This window comes from Lentzea sp. NPDC004789, assembly GCF_053601075.1.
On sequence record NZ_JBSGBE010000011.1, the window covers coordinates 1 to 18846 of the forward strand.

Annotated in this window: 20 protein-coding genes; 16 read left to right on the forward strand and 4 right to left on the reverse strand. The window is 70.0% G+C overall.

Annotated elements, in window-relative coordinates; translation table 11 throughout:
* Nucleotides 1–154 precede the first annotated feature (154 nt).
* The 4 genes from ACWEIJ_RS24435 (at nucleotide 155) to ACWEIJ_RS24450 (ending at nucleotide 3396) form a co-directional block, all read left to right on the forward strand.
* Nucleotides 155–1057 carry a LysR family transcriptional regulator gene (locus ACWEIJ_RS24435; RefSeq protein WP_449839539.1) on the forward strand — a complete coding sequence of 301 codons (903 nt, stop codon included), beginning with the start codon at nucleotides 155–157 and terminating at the stop codon, nucleotides 1055–1057.
* Nucleotides 1058–1126: 69 nt separating this feature from the next.
* Nucleotides 1127–2122, forward strand: coding sequence for a YeiH family protein (locus ACWEIJ_RS24440; RefSeq protein ID WP_449839540.1), 996 nt, complete (start codon nucleotides 1127–1129; stop codon nucleotides 2120–2122).
* A 25-nt stretch (nucleotides 2123–2147) separates the two neighbouring features.
* Nucleotides 2148–2690 carry a hypothetical protein gene (locus tag ACWEIJ_RS24445; protein ID WP_449839541.1) on the forward strand — a complete coding sequence of 181 codons (543 nt, stop codon included), beginning with the start codon at nucleotides 2148–2150 and terminating at the stop codon, nucleotides 2688–2690.
* Nucleotides 2691–2757: 67 nt separating this feature from the next.
* Nucleotides 2758–3396: a hypothetical protein gene (locus ACWEIJ_RS24450; protein WP_449839542.1), complete on the forward strand. Its 639-nt coding sequence runs from the start codon at nucleotides 2758–2760 to the stop codon at nucleotides 3394–3396.
* Here the strand turns inward: ACWEIJ_RS24450 and ACWEIJ_RS24455 are convergent.
* Nucleotides 3383–3997 carry a TetR/AcrR family transcriptional regulator gene (locus ACWEIJ_RS24455; RefSeq protein WP_449839543.1) on the reverse strand — a complete coding sequence of 205 codons (615 nt, stop codon included), beginning with the start codon at nucleotides 3995–3997 and terminating at the stop codon, nucleotides 3383–3385. The two genes, ACWEIJ_RS24450 and ACWEIJ_RS24455, sit on opposite strands and share 14 nt — an antisense overlap.
* A 75-nt stretch (nucleotides 3998–4072) precedes the next feature.
* On the opposite strand from ACWEIJ_RS24455, the gene ACWEIJ_RS24460 reads away from it, so the two are divergent.
* From ACWEIJ_RS24460 to ACWEIJ_RS24500, 9 genes are all read left to right on the forward strand, one after another.
* A complete protein-coding gene (locus tag ACWEIJ_RS24460) occupies nucleotides 4073–4738 on the forward strand; it encodes a 3'(2'),5'-bisphosphate nucleotidase CysQ (protein WP_449839544.1) in 666 nt (221 codons plus the stop codon).
* Nucleotides 4735–5622, forward strand: a complete 888-nt coding sequence (gene cysD / locus ACWEIJ_RS24465) for a sulfate adenylyltransferase subunit CysD (protein WP_449839545.1) — start codon at nucleotides 4735–4737, stop codon at nucleotides 5620–5622. Before ACWEIJ_RS24460 ends, cysD begins: the two co-directional genes overlap by 4 nt.
* The gene (gene cysC / locus ACWEIJ_RS24470; protein WP_449839546.1) at nucleotides 5622–7397 is read left to right on the forward strand and encodes an adenylyl-sulfate kinase; all 1776 of its coding nucleotides are present in this window, start codon (nucleotides 5622–5624) and stop codon (nucleotides 7395–7397) included. The genes cysD and cysC overlap by 1 nt, the downstream gene beginning before the upstream one ends.
* A 59-nt stretch (nucleotides 7398–7456) precedes the next feature.
* Complete coding sequence (locus tag ACWEIJ_RS24475; RefSeq protein WP_449839547.1) at nucleotides 7457–8509, forward strand: DUF1214 domain-containing protein; 1053 nt, start codon at nucleotides 7457–7459, stop codon at nucleotides 8507–8509.
* On the forward strand, nucleotides 8506–9654 hold the full coding sequence (locus tag ACWEIJ_RS24480) for a sulfotransferase family protein (protein WP_449839548.1): 1149 nt from the start codon (nucleotides 8506–8508) through the stop codon (nucleotides 9652–9654). The genes ACWEIJ_RS24475 and ACWEIJ_RS24480 overlap by 4 nt, the downstream gene beginning before the upstream one ends.
* Complete coding sequence (locus ACWEIJ_RS24485) at nucleotides 9654–10433, forward strand: SDR family oxidoreductase (RefSeq protein WP_449839549.1); 780 nt, start codon at nucleotides 9654–9656, stop codon at nucleotides 10431–10433. The genes ACWEIJ_RS24480 and ACWEIJ_RS24485 overlap by 1 nt, the downstream gene beginning before the upstream one ends.
* On the forward strand, nucleotides 10430–10882 hold the full coding sequence (locus ACWEIJ_RS24490; RefSeq protein WP_449839550.1) for an SRPBCC family protein: 453 nt from the start codon (nucleotides 10430–10432) through the stop codon (nucleotides 10880–10882). The genes ACWEIJ_RS24485 and ACWEIJ_RS24490 overlap by 4 nt, the downstream gene beginning before the upstream one ends.
* 269 nt (nucleotides 10883–11151) lie before the next feature.
* On the forward strand, nucleotides 11152–12357 hold the full coding sequence (locus ACWEIJ_RS24495) for a DUF222 domain-containing protein (protein ID WP_449839551.1): 1206 nt from the start codon (nucleotides 11152–11154) through the stop codon (nucleotides 12355–12357).
* A 306-nt stretch (nucleotides 12358–12663) separates the two neighbouring features.
* Nucleotides 12664–12993, forward strand: coding sequence for a hypothetical protein (locus ACWEIJ_RS24500; protein WP_449839552.1), 330 nt, complete (start codon nucleotides 12664–12666; stop codon nucleotides 12991–12993).
* A gap of 9 nt (nucleotides 12994–13002) precedes the next feature.
* Here ACWEIJ_RS24500 and ACWEIJ_RS24505 read toward each other — a convergent pair whose 3' ends face one another.
* Nucleotides 13003–13647 carry a TetR family transcriptional regulator gene (locus tag ACWEIJ_RS24505; protein WP_449839553.1) on the reverse strand — a complete coding sequence of 215 codons (645 nt, stop codon included), beginning with the start codon at nucleotides 13645–13647 and terminating at the stop codon, nucleotides 13003–13005.
* Nucleotides 13648–13717: 70 nt separating this feature from the next.
* On the opposite strand from ACWEIJ_RS24505, the gene ACWEIJ_RS24510 reads away from it, so the two are divergent.
* On the forward strand, nucleotides 13718–14920 hold the full coding sequence (locus ACWEIJ_RS24510) for a cytochrome P450 (protein WP_449839554.1): 1203 nt from the start codon (nucleotides 13718–13720) through the stop codon (nucleotides 14918–14920).
* A gap of 2 nt (nucleotides 14921–14922) precedes the next feature.
* Entirely contained in the window at nucleotides 14923–15117 is a 195-nt protein-coding gene (locus ACWEIJ_RS24515) for a ferredoxin (protein WP_449839555.1), read from the forward strand.
* Here the strand turns inward: ACWEIJ_RS24515 and ACWEIJ_RS24520 are convergent, their stop codons facing one another.
* Nucleotides 15118–16596, reverse strand: coding sequence for a protein kinase domain-containing protein (locus ACWEIJ_RS24520; protein ID WP_449839556.1), 1479 nt, complete (start codon nucleotides 16594–16596; stop codon nucleotides 15118–15120).
* Nucleotides 16597–16708: 112 nt separating this feature from the next.
* On the opposite strand from ACWEIJ_RS24520, the gene ACWEIJ_RS24525 reads away from it, so the two are divergent.
* Entirely contained in the window at nucleotides 16709–18256 is a 1548-nt protein-coding gene (locus tag ACWEIJ_RS24525; RefSeq protein ID WP_449839557.1) for a tannase/feruloyl esterase family alpha/beta hydrolase, read from the forward strand.
* Between the two features lie 28 nt (nucleotides 18257–18284).
* Here the strand turns inward: ACWEIJ_RS24525 and ACWEIJ_RS24530 are convergent, their stop codons facing one another.
* On the reverse strand, nucleotides 18285–18839 hold the full coding sequence (locus ACWEIJ_RS24530) for an EF-hand domain-containing protein (RefSeq protein WP_449839558.1): 555 nt from the start codon (nucleotides 18837–18839) through the stop codon (nucleotides 18285–18287).
* Nucleotides 18840–18846: the final 7 nt, after the last annotated feature.

Consider the following 18846-nt stretch of genomic DNA (forward strand, 5'->3'; position numbering starts at 1 on the left):
TCGAGTCCCAACACACCTCGAAGTTGATCACGGTGGCCGTCTCACATCCCCGGCAGGTCATCGACCAAGATCACGCCATGCGGCTGTAGTACTAGGACGCACCCGGTCGGCGGCCCCTTCGCCGGGGCCGCTGATCGGGCTTATCGTGCGAAAGGTGCTCGATACCCGCCAGCTAGAGGTGTTCGCGACCGTCGCCAGGACCGGGTCGTTCAGCGCGGCCGCGCGGGAGCTGCACTGCACCCAGCCCGCGGTCAGCCAGCAGATGCGGGCACTGGAACGGCAGGTCGGCGGCCCGCTGTTCGTCCGGACCGGCCGCGGCCTGGCCCTCACCGAGGCCGGCCGCATCCTCGCCGAACGCGGCACGGCGCTGCTGGACCAGCTGGCCGCGACCCACCAGCAGATCAGCGCGATCGCGACGCACGACATCGGCACGATCCGGATCTGCGCGTTCCCCAGCGCCAACGTCTCGCTCGTGCCTGTGGCGGCCGCCATCCTGGCGAAGGAACGCCCCGGGCTGCGGCTCGAACTCCTCGAGGAGGAGCCGCCGGACTCGTTCGGCCTGCTGCGGCGCGGCACGGTCGACGTGGTGATCAGCTTCAGCTACCGCGGTGAGCCCCGGGACGAGACCGCCGTGGCCGGGATGCTGCGGGTGCCGCTGCTGCGCGAACCGCTCGCGTTGCTCGTGCCCGCGGGGCACCGGCTGGCCGGCCGCGACCGCGTGTCGCTCGGGGAGACCGAGGGCGAGCGCTGGATCGCCGGCTGTCCCCGCTGCCGACGCGCCCTGGACCAGGCCTGCGCGGAGGCGGGGTTCACCCCGGACGTCACCTGCTCCACCGACGACAACCTCGCGATCCAGAGCCTCGTCACCGCGGGGCTCGGCGTCGCGCTCGTGCCGCGGCTGCTGCTGTCGTTCCTGCAGCACCCCGGCCTGACCGCGATCGCGGTGGACTCCCACGCGGAACGGGAGACCGCGCTCTACACCTGGCCCGACCTGATCCGGCTGCCGTTGATGCGCGCCGCGGTCGACGCGGTGGTGAGCGCAGCCGCCAGGGCATAACGCGAACTTATATGTCCCCAAGCAATGACCATCTTCTGCGCGTAGCTCGTCAGCGTGATGGTTGCTCACATGGGCAGCCTCGGGACCACCACGCGCACGACCGACTCACCGCTACCCGGCCTCACGCTGGTCGCGGCCGGGGTCGCGGTGGCGATGGTCGTCGCGTGGCTGCTGCCGTCGGTCAGCGCGCTGACCGCGGCCGTGCTGCTCGGTGCCGTCGTCGCCAACGTCGTGCGGCTGCCCGCCGCGACCGGCCCCGGGCTGAAACTCGCCGGACGCCGGCTGCTGCGCCTCGGCATCGTGCTGCTCGGGCTGAAGCTGGTGGTCAGGGACGTGCTGTCGCTCGGCTACGAGGTGCTCGCGCTGGCGGTCGTCGCCGTGGTGGTGACGTTCGCCGTCACCCGGTGGCTCGGCCGGGTGCTCGGGGTCGGTGACGGGTTGTCGTTGCTGATCGCGACCGGGTTCTCGATCTGCGGCGCGTCGGCGGTCGCGGCGATGAACGGCGTGCGCGAGCAGGACGAGCAGGACGTCGCCAAGGCGTTGGGCCTGGTCACGCTGTTCGGCACGGTCGCGATGTTCAGCCTGCCCGCGCTGCACTCGCTCACGGGCCTCTCGCCCGCCGCGTACGGGGTGTGGGCGGGCGGGAGCGTGCACGAGGTCGCCCAGGTGGTCGCCGCGGCCGGACCGGTCACCGGCGCGCTCGCCATCGCCGTGGCGGTCAAGCTGACCAGGGTCGTCCTGCTGGCGCCGATGCTCGCCGCGGTGAGCGTCGCCGAACGCCGCAGGTTCCCCGAGGCCGGCACGCGGCCGCCGCTCGTGCCGTTGTTCGTCATCGGTTTCCTGGTCGCGGCCGCCGTGCGCGGCACCGGCGTCCTGCCGGACGTCGTGCTGTCGACCGCGACGTTCCTGGACAACCTGCTGCTCGCCGCCGGGATGTTCGCCCTCGGCACGGCGGTGCGGCTGCGCGCGCTTGCCCGCTCCGGCCTGCCCGCGCTGACGCTGGGCCTGCTCTCCACCGTCCTGATCTCACTCGTGGCCCTGATCGGAGCTGTTGTGATCATGTGACCAGAAGGTGCAAGGAGTCACCGCCATGCCTCGTCTGCTCTCCCCCACCGCCGCGCGCCTGGTCGGCGCGGTCCGCACCGCCGTGACCGCGGGCGGTGACGACGCCGTCGTCGCCGCGCGGGTCGCCGGTGCCCTGACCGTCCACCTCGACGACCCGCGGCTGCTGGACCCCGAAGACCGCGAGCCCGACCCCCACCACTACCGCCAGCACGTCCTGCACGTGGAGCCCGACGGCAGGTTCTCAGTCATCGCGCTGGTCTGGTTGCCTGGTCAGGAGACCTGCATCCACGACCACGTGTCGTGGTGCGTCGTGGGCACGTACGTCGGCGAAGAAGAAGAGACCACCTATCGGCTCGCGGGTGATCACCTCGTTCCGTTGCGGCTCAATCGCACTCCGCAAGGGGTGGCGTCCTATCTGGTCCCGCCGGGCGACATTCACAAGGTGTGCAACAACTCCAGCTCGGTCGCGATCTCGATCCACGTCTACGGGGCCGACATCGGCGTGCTGGGCACGAGCATCCGCCGCCGCTACGACCTCCCCGTCATCGGCGCGAAGATTGCGACTTGAACGCCATTTGGAGCAATTTCGGCATCTGCGGCTAACCCGCGTGCCGGATCGCAGCGATAGGACGGGCGTGGAACAACCCGATCTGTGGGCGATCGCCGCGGAGGCCCTCGAAGAGCACGAACGCCCAGAGGTGCGGGCACGGCTGGCCGGCGTCGTGGTCCAGCAGGGCCAGACGGAGCGGCTCGCGCGAGGCGAGCGCGACGTCCTCTTCCTGCTGCCCGACCGGCTGGTGCTGGTGCGGCCGGACCCGTTCTGGGTCGGCGCGTACCCGAAGGACCACGTGGCGAGCATCCTGATCGTCGCCGGTCACGTGCAGGTCGAGGTGACCGGCAGCGACAGCTTCGAGTTCTGGGTCGACACCGAGCAGACGCCGCTCGCGCCCTTCTCGGAGGAGGCGGAGGCCTGGCTGCGCCCGAAGAAAGGGCCCGGCGTCGGTGTCTTCGCGCTCGGCCTGCTGATCGTGGTCGCGCTGCTCTTCGCGTTCGGACCGGCGGAGTGGGACTCGGAGGAGAGGCTCAGCACCAACTCGACGTGCGGCGACTTCCTGTCGGCTGGGCTCGACGCCCAGATCGACCTGTTGAAGCGGCTCTTCGGGCAGGCCGGCAGGTCGGACGAGGCGAACAACCCGGCCACGCTCACCGCGTCCCGGCGCGCCTGCGGGGAGAACGGCTCCGCGACGGTGGACTCGCTCGTCAGCGGGAAATGACGCCCCGCTCGATCGCACCGGTCGCGAACTCGACGAGGTGCGCGGGGGTGACCCGGTTCGTGCGCGCGCCCTGGAGCAGCAGGTCGTCGGCGAGCCCGATCATGCAGTCCCACACCCAGTGCGGCAGCGCGGGGTCGTCGACGAGCGTCTGACCGGACGCCGCCGCGGTCTCGGCCAGCGCCTGCGCGAGCGCCTTGATCGTCTTGCGGTAGTCCTGAGCGGACCCGGCGACCTCCTTGCCCCTGCGGCCGCCGGACAGCACCTTCGCCTCCCACTGGGCGGCCGACCTGCCGAACCGCCGCCACAGCTCGGTGACCTGCGGCTCGATCTCCCTGAGCACACCCGCGATGCCGAGACCTCGGTCGACCTCGGCGAGCGTGCGCTGCAGCTCGTCCAGACGGCGTTCCATCAGCGCCGCGAAGACGTCCTCCTTGCCGGAGAAGTACTGGTACACGGTGCCGGAACTGACGCCCGCCCCCACCGCGATCGCGCGCATGGTCAGGCCCGCGTAGCCGCTCTGCTCGAGGATCCGCTCGGCGGACGCGAGGATGTCCCGCCGCCTGCCCTCCGCGTCACCCCACGCGGTCTGCTCGGTGCTCACGTCTCGGAATTCTACGTTGAACAACGTTCAAAAGCATATTGAACGTTGTTCGGTTTGCTCGCTACCCTCGGTCGCATGGCGGAGACGGATGCGGAACTGGCCCTGCGGCTGGCCACCGAGACCGGCCGGTTGCTGATCAGCGTGAGACCGGGTGACGGCGACCGGGTCGCGCAGCTCTTCCTGGCCGCACAGCTGGAGGAGCACCGGCCGGACGACGCCGTGCTGTCCGAGGAGGCGCCCGACGACCCCCGCAGGCTGACCGCCGACCAGGTGTGGATCATCGACCCGCTGGACGGCAGCCGCGAGTACGCCGAGCCGGGCCGCACCGACTGGGCCGTGCACGTGGCGCTCTGGGAACGCGGCGAGCTCGTCGCGGGCGCGGTCGCTCTGCCCGCGCTGCAACAGGTTCCGCGCGCACCGCGCCGCCGGCCGAGGATCGCGGTGAGCCGCACCCGGCCGCCCGAGTTCGCGCAGCGGGTCGCCGAGGCGATCAACGGCGTGCTGGTGCCGATGGGCAGCGCGGGCGCGAAGACGATGGCCGTGGTGCGCGGCGAGGCCGACGCCTACCTGCATGCGGGCGGCATGTACGAGTGGGACTCGGCCGCGCCCGTCTTCGTGGCACGCGCGGCCGGGCTGCACGCCTCGCGCGTCGACGGGCGGCCACTCGTCTACAACCAGCCCGACCCGTGGCTGCCGGACCTGCTGATCTGCCGGCCCGAGCTGGTGGGAGCGCTCATATGAACCACCTCGACCGGCTCGAAGCCGACAGCATCGACATCTTCCGCGAGGCGGTCGCGGAGAGCGAGCGGCCGGTGCTGCTGTACTCGATCGGCAAGGACAGCTCGGTGCTGCTCCACCTGGCGCGCAAGGCCTTCTACCCGTCGAAGCCGCCGTTTCCGTTGCTGCACATCGACACCACGTGGAAGTTCCGGGAGATGATCGCGTTCCGGGACCAGACGGCGCGCGAGCTCGGGCTGGAGCTGATCGTGCACCGCAACCCGGAGTGCGTGGCGCTGGGCATCAACCCGTTCGACCACGGATCGGCGCGGCACACCGACCTGTGGAAGACGCAGGGGCTGCGGCAGGCTTTGGACGAACACCGGTTCGACCTGGCGTTCGGTGGCGCGCGGCGCGACGAGGAAGCCTCGCGTGCCAAGGAAAGGGTGTTCTCGTTCCGCACCGCGCAGCACCGGTGGGACCCGAAGAACCAGCGTCCCGAGCTGTGGCGGCTCTACAACACGCGGGTCGCGCCCGGCGAGAGCATCAGGGTGTTCCCGCTGTCGAACTGGACCGAGCTGGACGTGTGGCGCTACGTCGAACGCGAGCGGATTCCGGTGGTACCGCTGTACTTCGCGGCCCAGCGACCGGTGGTCGACCGCGACGGGATGCTGATCATGGTGGACGACGACCGGATGCCGTTGACCGCACCGCCGCGCCACGAGCTCGTCCGGTTCCGCACGCTCGGCTGCTACCCGCTGACCGGCGCGGTGCGCAGCGAGGCGCGGACGGTGGCGGAGATCGTCGAGGAGATGCGGGCCGCGACCACGTCCGAACGGCAGGGGCGGCTGATCGACCACGACCAGAGCGGCTCGATGGAGCGCAAGAAGCGGGAGGGCTACTTCTGATGGGGCTTCTGCGGTTCATCACCTGCGGCAGCGTCGACGACGGCAAGAGCACGCTGATCGGCCGGCTGCTGTACGAGTCGAAGTTGTTGTACGCGGACCATCTGGCGGCGTTGGAGGCCGACTCCCGCCGCGTCGGGACGCGGGGCGGCGAGCTGGACTTCGCGCTGCTCGTGGACGGCTTGGCGGCCGAACGCGAGCAGGGCATCACGATCGATGTCGCGTACCGGTTCTTCGCCACGGAGGCGCGGCGGTTCATCGTCGCGGACACGCCGGGGCATGAGCAGTACACGCGCAACATGGTCACCGGCGCGTCCACCGCTGACGCCGCGGTCATTCTGCTCGACGCGCGCAAGGGCGTGCTCAGCCAGACGCGACGGCACGCGCGCATTGTGTCGTTGCTGGGCATCCGGCACGTCGCGCTCGCGGTGAACAAGCTCGACCTCCTGGGCTATTCGCGGGAGGCGTTCGAGGAGGTGGTCGCGGAGTTCACCGAGTTCGCGGCGGAGCTGGACTTCGCCGAGATCACCTGTGTGCCGATGGCCGCGACCGAGGGCGTCAACGTGGTCGGCCACAGCGAGCTGACGCCGTGGTACGGCGGGCCGACCCTGTTGCAGTGGCTGGAGACGGTCGACGTGCCGGCCGAGGTGGACGGGCCGTCGCGGTTCCTCGTGCAGTGGGTCAACCGGCCGGACTCGTCGTTCCGCGGCTTCTCCGGGCGGGTGCTGCGCGGAACCCTGCGCCAGGGCGACGAAGTCCGCGTCGGAGATCGAGTCTCCACTGTGGACCGGATCGTCACGATGGACGGCGACCTGACCGAGGCGCCGACCGGATCGTCGGTCACCGTGGTGCTGACCGACGACGTGGACGCGAGCCGCGGTGACGTGCTGGCCGCCGCCCAGGACCCGCCGGGAACCGCCGACTCGTTCCAGGCGCACCTGGTCTGGCTGAACGAGACCGGGTTGCTGCCCGGCAGGCAGTACCTGGCCAAGATCGGCGCGCGGACCGTCGGGTTCACCGCCACCAAGCCGTTGCAGCTCAACGAGATCGGCGTCGACCGCGTGCACTTCGACACGCCCGTGCCGTTCGAGGGCTACCGCACCAACCGCGACCTCGGCTCGTTCGTCGTGCTCGACCGGCTGACCAACGCCACGGTCGGCGCCGGGATGATCGACTTCGCGCTGCGGTCGGCGAACCTGCGCTGGCAGACGCTCACCGTGGACAAGCGGGCGCGCAGCGAGCGCAACGGCCACCGGCCCTGCGTGGTGTGGCTGACCGGGCTGTCCGGCGCGGGCAAGTCCACCATCGCCGACCTCGTCGAGAAGGCCCTGCACGCCGACGGCAGGCACACGTTCCTGCTCGACGGCGACAACGTGCGGCACGGGCTGAACTCCGACCTCGGGTTCTCCGACGCCGACCGGGTCGAGAACATCCGGCGCATCGCCGAGGTGGCCGCGCTGATGGTCGACGCCGGGCTGATCGTGCTGGTCTCGTTCATCTCACCGTTCCGGGCCGAGCGGGCGCTGGCCAGGGAGCTGGTCGCCGAGAACGAGTTCTGCGAGGTCTTCGTGGACACGCCGCTGGCCGTCGCCGAGCAACGCGACCCCAAGGGCCTCTACGCGCGGGCGCGGCGCGGTGAGCTGCCGAACTTCACCGGCATCGACTCGCCCTACGAACCACCGGAGAACCCCGAGCTGAGGCTCGACACCACGGCGTTGAGCCCCGAGGAGGCCGCCGAGGCCGTGGTGGCGCGGCTTCGCACGCTCGGCGTCTGTTGAACGTTGTCCAGAATCGGGTATGTTCCGCTAGAACACGTTCTAAATTCGGGGAGGGTCCCGTGCCGGATCAGGCGTGGTCGCAGTTCTGCCGGGCGTTGGAGAAGGCCGGTGAGGTGATCGGCTCCGGGCCGGACACCCCGCTGGACCGGGCGGAGGGCTACCGCTACCTCGCCCGGCTGACCCGCGAGATGCTGTACTCCTGCCTGGACAACGCCGATCCCGACTTCCCGCGGTTCCACCGGCTCGACCTGGTGAAGATCGGCGCGGACAACCCCGACAACGTCTACCTGTCGGCGAACATCCGCGGTGACCGCACGTACCGGATCACCGGGACGCGCGGCACCATCGCGTACTTCAGCATCGGCTCGAAGGCCAACCGGTACGCCAAGGACGGCACGATGGCCTCGACCGGTGAGCTGTCCGACGCCGACCTGACGATCGCGCCGGACGGCACGGTGGAGATCATCGCGAGTGCCGTCCAGCAGGGCGAGAACTGGCTTCCGCTCGCCCCCGACTCGACCGGTCTCGTGGTGCGCCAGACGTATCTCGACCGCACGACCGAGGTGCCCGGGGAGTGGTACATCGAGCAGGTCGGCGGACCGGCCGAACCCGCCGAGCTGACGCCGGAGTTCCTGGCCAAAGCGCTGCAACGGGCCGCGCTGTCGGTGCACGGCACCGCGGCCACGTTCGCGCACTGGACGCAGACGTTCATGGCGCGCCCCAACGAACTGCCCGACTTCGGCCAGGAGATGTTCCAGCGGGCGGGCGGCGATCCGGAGATCTTCTACCTGCACGGCTACTGGACGCTGCGGCCCGGCGAGGCGTGGGTGGTCGAGACCGAGGTGCCCGACTGCCCTTACTGGAACTTCCAGCTCGACAACTGGTGGATGGAGTCGCTCGACCACCGCCGGCGCGTCACGGTCAACAAGCACACGGCCGTGCTGGGCGCCGATGGCCGGCTGACGATCGTGGTGGCGCCGCGCGATCCCGGTGCGGGCAACTGGATCGACACCTGCGGGCACAACTCCGGCACCGCGCTGCTGCGGTGGCTCGGCGCGAGCGAACACCCGATCCCGAAGTGCCGCGTGGTGCCGCTGGAGGAGCTGCGATGACGGTGACGACCGAGCTGAACGTCGCGGAGCTGCTGGAGAAGGCGTCCACCAAGACCGGGCTCTCCGACTTCGGCGACGACTGGTTCCGCGAACCGCTGGATGTGCTCGTGCGCGCCCTCAACACCGAGGCCGCGCTATCGCCGTTGGGTTTCGAGCTCACCAAACACCGGCTGACGGCGCTCTTGGCGGACCGGCTGCGGCTGCGCGCGCTGCAACGCGAGAACCCGTCCGTGCTCGACGTCGAAGTGCGCGTGGCCGCGGAGATCTGCGGCCTGCCCCGCACCGGATCGACGCTGCTGCACCGGTTGCTGGCCGCGTCACCGCAGGTCACCTCCACGCTGTCGTGGGAGGTCGCGTACCCGATCCCGTTCCCCGGCGAGGGCCCGGACGCCCCGGACCGCAAGCGCCGCGCCCAGGAGCGCATGCAGATGTTCGCGCAGCTCTCCCCCGAGTTCGGCGACCTGCACACGGTCGTGTGGGACGGGCCGGAGGAGGACGTGATCCTGCTGGACCGCACGTTCGTGTCGATGAGCTACGACTCGTTCTACTGGGTGCCGTCGTACGGCGACTGGCTGCGCTCCGCCGACCAGTCTCCCGCCTACCGCGAGCTGCGCGAGTGGCTGCAGGTGCTGCAGTGGCAGAACCCCGGCCGCGACCGCCCGTGGGTGCTCAAGTCGCCGCACCACCTGACGGCCGTCGACACGGTGCTCGACACGTTCACCGGCTGCAAGATCGTGATGACGCACCGCTCCCCCGTCAACGCCGTGCCGTCGTACGCCTCGATGGTGCGCGCGATGTCCTCGCAGTACAGCGAGAACGTCGATCCGGTCCTCATCGGACGGTACTGGTCGCGCCGGTTCGCCCGCACCCTGCAGGACTTCGCCACCGCCCGCGCGGCACGCCCCGGCCGGTTCGTGGACGTGCGGTTCGCCGACACCGTCAGCAAACCGCTCCCGGTCGCCCGCGAGGTCCTCGACGCGCTCGGCCTGCCGCCCGGCCCGGCCGACAACGCCGCGTTCGAGGCGTACCTGGCGCAGAACCGCACCGAACGGCACGGCTCGCACTCCTACACGCCAACGGACTTCGGGCTCTCCGAGGACCAGCTGCAGCGTGACTTCGCCTTCTACTCGGAGGTCTACCTGTGATGCTGCAAGACGAGGTCGTGGTGATCACCGGCGTCGGCCCGGGCCTGGGCTCGAAACTGGCCCTGCGCGCCGCCGCGGAGGGCGCGAAGGTCGTGATGGCCGCACGCTCCGCCGACGTGATGAAGCAGGTCGAGAAGGACGTCCTCGCGACCGGCGGCGAGGCCGTCGGCGTGCAGTGCGACGTCCGCCGGCCGGAGGACGTGGCTCAGCTCGTGTCGACCGCCGTCGACCGGTTCGGCACCATCACCGGCCTCGTGAACTCGGCGTTCGGGCACCCCGGCTTCTTCGACCTGCTGGACACACCGGAAAAGGCGATCCGGCGGTCGATGGACATCATCCTGCACGGGGCGTTGAACGTGACCCGCGAAGTCGTGCCGCACATGAAGGCCGCGGGCCGCGGCTCCATCGTCAACATCGGCACCATGACCACCCGCAAGCCGATGCGCGGCGAAGGCGGCTACGCGGTGGCGAAGTCGGCCATGGCGACCGCGACCCAGTTCCTCGCACTGGAGCTGGGCCCGTACGGCATCCGCGCCAACCAGGCGGTGATGGGCTGGCTGGACGGACCGGGCGTGCGGTTCTACCTCAAGCTCACCGCCGACGCGCGCGGCGTGAGCGAACAGGACGTGTACGACGAGATCGCGTCCCGCAACCCGCTCGGCCGCATCCCGGCCGACGAGGCCTGCGCGGGCGCGGTGCTGTTCCTGTTGTCCCGCCTGGCCTCCGAGGTCAACGGCGCGGTGCTGGACGTCAACGGCGGGGAGTACATGCCGGCATGAGCCATCTCATCGAGTCCGCGGTGGTCGAGATCGACGCACCCGCGTCGTTCGTCTGGGACGTGCTGATCGACTACGCGCACTATCCACAGTGGAATCCTTACACGATGGCCGTCTCGACGACTCTCGCCGTCGACTCGCCGATCGACCTCACCCTGCCCATGCCGGACGGCAGCGAGGGGACGTGGGTGAGCCGCGAGTACATCCGCGTCGTGGACCCGCCTCGGCTGCTGCGCTACGACACCGGGGACACGTTCCCCGGCCTGCTCGGTGTGCGTGATCAGGTGATCACGCCGCTTGGGGTGGGGCGCTGCAGCTATCGGACGTTCGAGACGTTCACCGGCAAGTACGCGGAGGCCGTGTTCACGGCTCAGGGCGCTTACGTGCAGAAGGGGTTCGACGCTGTCGCTCACGCTCTGCGTGAACGCGTGGTGCAACTGACGCGGACGTGAGGCCGATGACGGGGGTTGGTTGCGTCATCGCCGCTTCGCGACGATTGCGATTGGGGCTTGACTTCGGGGCCCTTGCGGGGTGCTGGTCGGCCTTCAAAAGTCAAGCCCCAATCGCGAGTGTGCGTGGTTGCGTTGGCACCGGTTTCCGCATTACCGCTTACCGGGGCGGTATTAGTCCTTTTCGGGCTCGGCTTCGCCGTCGCTTCATACTTTCGTGTACGGATTTACCTGCATTTATATCGTGATCTTGCGGTAGATTAGAACACGTGATGAGCGAATCCGACCTTCCACTCCTTTCCACTGGCGAGCTGCTGAGCAGTCTCGTTGGTGAGGTGGCGGAGATTCGGGCTCGTGAGCACGCGGTGATGCGCAAGATTGCCGAGTTGGGTCGGCGTGCTGCCGCGAGTGAACTCGGTTATAAGGATTTGCCGGGCGTGTTGCAGCACGCGGTGCGCTGGAGTCGGAATACCGCCAAGCAGTGGGTGGCGAATGCCGCGCTGCTGGGTTCGGGGATCACGCCGACCGGTAGCGAGATCACTGCCGAGCTTCCGGTGACCGCGTCGGCGGCGGCCGAGGGGGCGTTGTCGGTCGAGCATGTCGCGGTGGTCGCCGAGGTGATGAAGGAGCTGCCCGCTGAGTACGAGGAGGCCGTGGTCAGTCTCGCTCGCGAGCATGATCCGGTGGCGTTGCGGGGGTTGGGCCGCAAGCTGGTTTACGCGCTGCTTCAGAACGATCCGGAACCACGTGACCGTGAGCCGGTGCGGCAGGTCAATCAGCATGTGATGCGCTGGAAGGGCGACCAGCTGGAGATCCGGGCCAAGCTGGACAAGGTCACCGGTGCCCAGTACGAGGCGCTGCTGGACCCGCTGGCCAAGCCCCGCCCCACTACGACCGAGGAAGGCCCTGATTCGCGCTCGCGTGCCGAGCGTGAGGGCGATGCGCTGGCCGAGCTGGTGGACCTGATGCTGCGCGCCGATCAGCTGCCGGAGCATGGTGGTGAGCCGGTCACGTTGACGGTGACGGTGCGCTATGAGGACCTGGCGGGCAAGCTCGGTCGGGGCATGCTGGACAACGGTGAGCGCATCTCGGCCGCGGAGGTGCGTCGGCTGGCGTGCAGCGCGGGGATCATTCCGCTGGTGCTGGGTGAGCGGTCGCAGCCGATGGACATCGGCCGCAAGACCCGCAGTTTCCCCGCCGGAATTCGTCGGGTCCTGGTCGCCCGAGACCGAGGTTGCGCTTTTCCGGGTTGTGGCAGACCGCCGAAACAGTGCGACGCGCACCATATCCAGCACTGGGCGAATGGCGGCGATACGTCCGTCAAGAATGCTGTGCTCCTGTGTCGCCACCATCACACGCTCATTCATCAGAGTGAGTGGGAAGTGAAAATGGTGCACGGCATCCCGACGTTCTACCCGCCCGCCTGGCTCGACCCGCAGCAAAAACCGAGACGCAACCTGATCAACGCGGTCGCGTGATCGGCCTAATACCGACTCGGCAAGCGGTATGACGTGACGTACCCGCCCAACGCAACCACGCACGACTGCGATTGGGGCTTGACTTTGGGTGCGAGGTGCTACCGTGCTCGGATCGGCCGGGCTCCTCATGCCCGGCTTTTGAAGGCCGACCAGCACCTCGCAAGGGCCCCGAAGTCAAGCCCCAATCGCAATCGTCGCGAAGCGGCGATGACGCAACCAACCCCCGCCCTCGGCCCTGAAACGCAACCACAGGGTGAGTAGTTGTACCGATGCCGCCGAAACCGCACCACGAGCACTCTCGACAGCATGACCGAACTCGACCGCGACCGAGGCGCCGCGTTCCTCGGCTTCACCGTCTCGGCGGCCCTGCTCGTGCTGACCGTCGGCGCCTACTTCAACGACTCCCTCGCGCACCTCGGCTGGCAGGGTGGCGAGTACGCGTACGCGTTCCTCGGGATCGCGATCGGTTCCACCGTGGTCGGCGGGGTGATCAAGCTCGCCGCGCCGGCGCCGTGGCGGTCTGTCGGTGCCGGGCTGGCGGTCGGCGGCATCGGTGGTGCGGTGGTCGTCGCGGTGCTGGTGCTGGCGTTCGTCGTGTTGCTCGCGACGAGCGACTGGGGCATCACCGTGCCGTGACCGGCGCGGTTACGGGGTCGCCGCTCCCAGCACCTGGCTCACCGCGGTGGCGATCTGCTCGCGGTGCCCGCTCAGCGCCTCCACCGTGATGCCCGCCGTGCTGGCCCTGGCGACGTCGTCGGTGGCCACCCGCAGCACCGCGCTCGCGGCGGCGGCTCGTACCCGGACGTCGATCGAGTCCGGCGGCAGGCCCATGCGTTCCGCCAGCACTTCGGCCAGTGCGTCCTCGGCGCGTTCGCGCAGCACGAGGTACGCGGCGCGCAGTGCGGGTTCGCCGTGGGTCAGGCGGACGACGGAGAGCACGGTGTCGACGTCCGCGCCCGAGACCGAGTCGACCACCGGTGAGTAGGCCTGGCGCAGGTGGTCGATCAGTTCCAGTTCGGGGGGCCAGGCGCGCAGCACCACGCAGAAGGCGTCGACCATCTTGGTGAGCACCGGTTCGACGCAGCTCTCCTTGTGCGGGAAGTAGCGCCAGAAGGTGCGTTCGGAGACCCCTGCGGCCTGGGCGATCTGCTCTCCCGACGTCGCGGCGACGCCCTGCTCGGTGAAGAGCCGGACCGCGTGCTGGGAGATGTCGAGGCGTTGTCGTTGACGCTGCTCGTCGCTCACCGGCGGCCTGCCTCGGCGGGGCTTTTCGGTCGCAACGTCCGTCATCGGGCGATTTAAGCACGTCATCGCCCAAAGTTTTATGGCAGTGAGTGCCATTAAGCGCTACGGTCGGTGCATGAGCATTGACGCAGAGCGCCTGCAGCTACCCCTGAGCAGGCCGAACGTCCTCGAACTCGCCCCGCTCTACGACGTGCTGCGCCGGGAGGCACCGATCGCGCCGGTCACCACGCCGGCCGGTGACCCCGCCTGGCTCGTGACCCGGCACGAGGAGGTCCGTCTCCTGCTGGGCGACAAGAGGTTCGGCCGCTCCCACCCCGAACCGGAGAAGGCGTCGCGCTTGTCGTCCGCCGCGGTGCTGGACGGGCCGAGCGGCGAGTACGAGACCGAGGAGGCCGACCACGCGCGCATGCGCCGGCTGCTGACGCCGGCGTTCTCCGCCAAGCGGATGCGCATGCTGTCCGACCACATGGGACAGTTGGTCGACGGCTACCTCGACGCGCTGACGGCCTCTTCCGACGACGTCGTCGACCTGCACTCCGGGCTCGCGTACCCGTTGCCAGTCGCCATGATCTGCCGCCTGCTCGGCGTGCCGGAGGCCGACCACGAGCTGTTCTCCCGGCTGTCCGAACGCATGGCCAACCTGACCATCGGCGAGGAGGCCCACCACGCGCGCGAGGAGTTCATGCGCTACATGGTCGGCCTGGTCGAGACCAAGCGTCCACAGCTCGGCGAGGACGTGATCTCCGACCTGATCCGCGCCCAGGACGAGGATCCGTCGTTCGACTACGAGCAGATGGTCCGGCTGTGCGTCGGGCTGCTGTTCGCCGGGCACGAGACGACCGTGAACCGCATCGGCCTCGGCGTGCTGTTCCTGCTGACCGAGCGGTCCCGCTGGGAGGCGCTGGTGGCCGACCCGGACGGCCGCGTCGACGCCGTGGTGGAGGAGATCATGCGGCTCGGCGCGCCCGGCGACCTCGGCCTGCTGCGGTACGCGCACGAGGACGTGGAGATCGCCGGGGTGACCATCCAGCGCGGTGACGCCCTGGTCCTGTCGATCAACGCGGCCAACCGCGACGCGACCGTGTACTCCGACGCCGAGTCGTTCAACCCCGACCGTCCGGAGAGGACACACCTCGGGTTCGGCCACGGCGCCCATTTCTGCATCGGCGCCTCGCTGGCCCGCACGGAGCTGCGCGTGGTGTTCGCCGCGCTGGCCAAGCGCCTGCCGAACCTGCGGCTCGCGAAGGAGCTCGACCAGCTGCCGTTGCGCGCCACCCTCACCGGTGGTGTCGCCGAGCTGCCCGTCACCTGGAGGTAGTCGTGAAGGTCGTGGTGGACCGCGAGAAGTGCGTCGGGGCCGGGCAGTGCGTGCTGGCCGCCGACGACGTGTTCGACCAGCGCGACGAGGACGGGCTGGTGGACCTGCTGGACGAGAGCCCGCCGGACGCGCGGCTGGCCGACGTGCGGCACGCGGCGGCGGTGTGCCCGGCGTCGGCGATCGTCGTGGAGGACTGACTAGCTCCGCATCAGGGGTTCGGCCAGCGCGGTGCCGTCCGCTTTGCCCACGAAGCAGTGGATGATGCGGTCCGACGTGCGATAACCGTTCTCCTGCTTCATCTTCCACGCCTGCTCGGTCGGGATGATCACCCAGTACCGCAGGGTCTTCTCCTTGTCCTGACCGGGCACCTTCGACGACAGGAACGTGCGCGTGCACCCGGTTCCGCCGATCTTCGTCAGCTCGGCGGCGCCGGGGTACGGCACGTCCTTCTCGGTCTCGGTGTTGGCGAGGATGACGTCGAGCACCTCGGTCTCGTGCTCCTTGTAGCAGCCGACCCGGTCCTTGGTCTCGATCTTCCGCACGCCCTTCTCCGGCTTCCAGGTCAGGCAGTCCTCGCGGAACGCCATCAGCCCGTCGTAGGGCAGGTCGCCGCCCGGTCCCAGGGTCAGCACTGGCTGCATGGCGGGTGAGCTCTCGGGTCCGGTCAGGCCCATGCCCTCCAGCATCGGCTTGAACACGGTGAGGTACAACGACACCAGCGCGCCGACCAGCACCAGCGGGGTCAGCGTCGCCGAGAGGACCAGGGCGATCGACCGCCGCTTCTTCGGCGGAGGCGCAGGCGCAGGCGAAGGCGGAGCCGGAGGGAGCACGACCGGTGGGGCGGGTTGCAGCCGCTGGGTCAGGTCACCGCCGGGCAGCTGGGCGCGTTCGATCAACCGGTGCGCGGCCGCCACGCCCAGGCGGCGTTGCGGATCCGGCTCCAGCAACCCGGTGATCAGCTCGCCGAGCGGGCCGGAGACGCGCGGCTGCGGCCGTTCGCTCATCACCGCGAGGATCGTCGCCGAGGTGGTCGGCCGGTCGAACGCCCCGCGGCCCTCGGCGGCGTAGAACAGCGTGGCGCCCAACGCCCACAGGTCCCACGCGGGCGTCGCCTCGCCGCCCGCGAGACGTTCCGGCGACATGTAGGCGGGCGAGCCGATCAGGGTGCCGGTCGCGGTCAGCCTGGGGTCGTCGAGGGACTGGGCGATGCCGAAGTCGGTGAGCTTCGCGGTGCCCCTGCCGGGCACCATCACGTTGCCCGGCTTGACGTCCCGGTGCACCACGCCGGACGAGTGGGCCGCCTCCAGCGCGTTCAGCAGCTGCGCGGCGAGCGTGGCCGCGGCCTTCACGTCGAGCGGGCCGTCGCGTTCGACCAGCTCCTCCAGCGTCGGAGCCTTGATCAGCTCCATCACGATGAACGTCTGGTCGTCCTCGGAGATGAGGTCGTAGACGGTGACGACGGCGGGGTCCTGCAGCTGGCTCGCGATCCGCGCCTCGCGCAGCACCCGCTCCCGGTACACGACCCGTTCCTCGGTGGGCACGTGGCCGGGCAGCAGCAGCTCCTTGACCGCGACCTCGCGGCCGAGCACGGTGTCCTGGCCGAGCCACACGGCCCCCATGCCGCCCCGGCCCAGCTCGCGGACCAGCCGGTAGCGTCTGTTGCCCACCTCGCGCATGGCGGGAAGTTTCCCAGCCGATCACCCGCGCCCGTCACCCGGTCCGGTGACGTACAACAGCAGCGTCATCTGACGGGCGCGAGCGTCGGATCCGCGCACCTAGCGTCGCGGCGTGAGATTGACGAAGCTCTTGGCCACCACCCTGCTCCTGACCGGACTGGCGCCGCTCGCACCCGCTTCGGCGAGCACCACCTCGTGCGCGGCGGTCCCGGTCACCGCCCCGGCCGGCGCCGGGGTCGAGTCCGTGGACGCGGTGCGCCGCCCCGGTGGGACCGTGACGTTCCCGCAGACCCCCTTCTCCGCACCGCCACCGATCCACGACGTGCCCGCGTACTGCGAGCTCACCGTCACCCTGACCCACGACGGCGGCGACCACGTGAAGGTCGTGGTCGGGCTGCCGGAGACCGGGTGGTCCGGCCGTCTGCAGGGCATCGGCGGCAGCGCGTACGCCGCCGGTGACACCGGCGCGCCGTTCGTGCAGGCCGTGAAGGACGGCTACACCGCCGTCACCACCGACGCCGGTGTGCTGACGGGCCTGGACACCAGCTGGGCGGTCCGCAACGGTCGGCTGGACCGGACGCTGCTCGCCAACTTCGCGACCAGGTCGGTGCACGAGTCGTCCGTCATCGCCAAGGACGTGGTGCGCGAGCACTACGGGCGCACGATCTCCTTCTCGTACTGGAACGGCTGCTCGACCGGCGGCCGCCAGGGCTACGCGGAGGCGCAGAACTTCCCGGACGACTACGACGGCGTGCTCGCCAACGCGCCCGCCGTGAACTGGGCCCAGTTCGCCGTCGCGACCCTGTGGCCGCAGATCGTGCAGAAACAGGACGGCCACGTCGTGAGCAACTGCGTGCTCAACGAGTTCCGCAAGGCCGCGATCGAGGCCTGCGACGCGGCCGACGGCGTGGTGAACCGGATCGTCGACCGGCCGGACCGCTGCGGCTACGACCCGCGCCGGCTCGTCGGCAGGGTCGTCGTCTGCGACGGGGTCGAGGTCACCGTCACCACGGCCGACGCCGACGTCATGCGCAAGATCTGGAACGGCCCGGCCGACGAGCGCGGACGTTCCCTGTGGCCGGGGCTGCCGAAGGGCGCGGACCCGGTCTGGCTCGCGGGCACGCTGCCGGGCTTCCCCGGCCCCGGTTTCCCGGTGGCCTCCGCGTGGGTGGCGAGCTTTCTGCTGCGGCAGCCCGGTTTCGACACCTCGAAGCTCACCTATCAGCAGTACCGCGACCTGTTCCGCCAGTCGGTGCGCGAGTTCGACGGCGTCATCGGCACCGCGAACCCCGACCTGTCGGCGTTCCGGCGCGCGGGCGGGAAGCTGATCACGTTCGTCGGCACCAGCGACCAGCTGATCCCGCCCGGCGGGACGCTGCGGTACCGCGAGCAGGTGGAGCGGCGGATGGGGCAGGTGAACGACTTCTACCGCCTGTTCCTGGCGCCCGGCGTCGACCACTGCGGTGGCGGCAACGGTGCCGCGCCGGTCGACCCGCTCGGTGCCCTGGTCGACTGGGTCGAGCACGGCAGGGCCCCGGCGGTGCTGGCCGGTGCCTCCGCCGACGGTTCCGCGACCCGCGACCTGTGCCCGTTGCCGCAGGTGTCGCGGTACCGGGGCCACGGCTCACCGCTGGTGGCGTCGAGCTTCCGCTGCGTCTGACCCCGCTGCGTCTGACCGCGCGCGCCCGTCAGCTGTGCTGCAACGCCTTCGGGTACAGCCAGCTGCCGGGCGTGTTCTCGGCGGGGTTGGTGTAGTAGTCCCGCACCGCCGCAACGTACTCCTGCACGCTGATGGCCCCGTCGCCGTCCGTGTCGAGGTGCGCGAACGCCAGGCCGCACTCCTCCTCGCCCAGCCCGCGCGCCCGCAGCAGCACCGCGAACTCGGCGGCGTCGACCCGGCCGTCCCCGTTGGTGTCCATGATGTCCAGCAACGACTGCACGACCTCCAGGAAGTCGGCGTCGAACGGCCCGTGGTCCACGAACGCCTCGATCATGGCGGCCCGGTACTCCTCCGGCCCGATCCTGCCGTCGCGGTCGGCGTCGCAGTGCTCGACCAGCATCTCCCAGAACCTGTCGTAGGCGTCGACCAGGTCGCTGCCGCGCTCCGAGGACGCCGGCTCCCCGAACGCCTGCAGGAGGCGGTTGGCGAGCGCGTAGATGTCCGCGAGCTCGATGACGCCGTTGCGGTTGACGTCGTAGTGGGCGAACGTCGAGTCGATCCTGTGCTGCAGCACCTGCTTCATGCTCAGG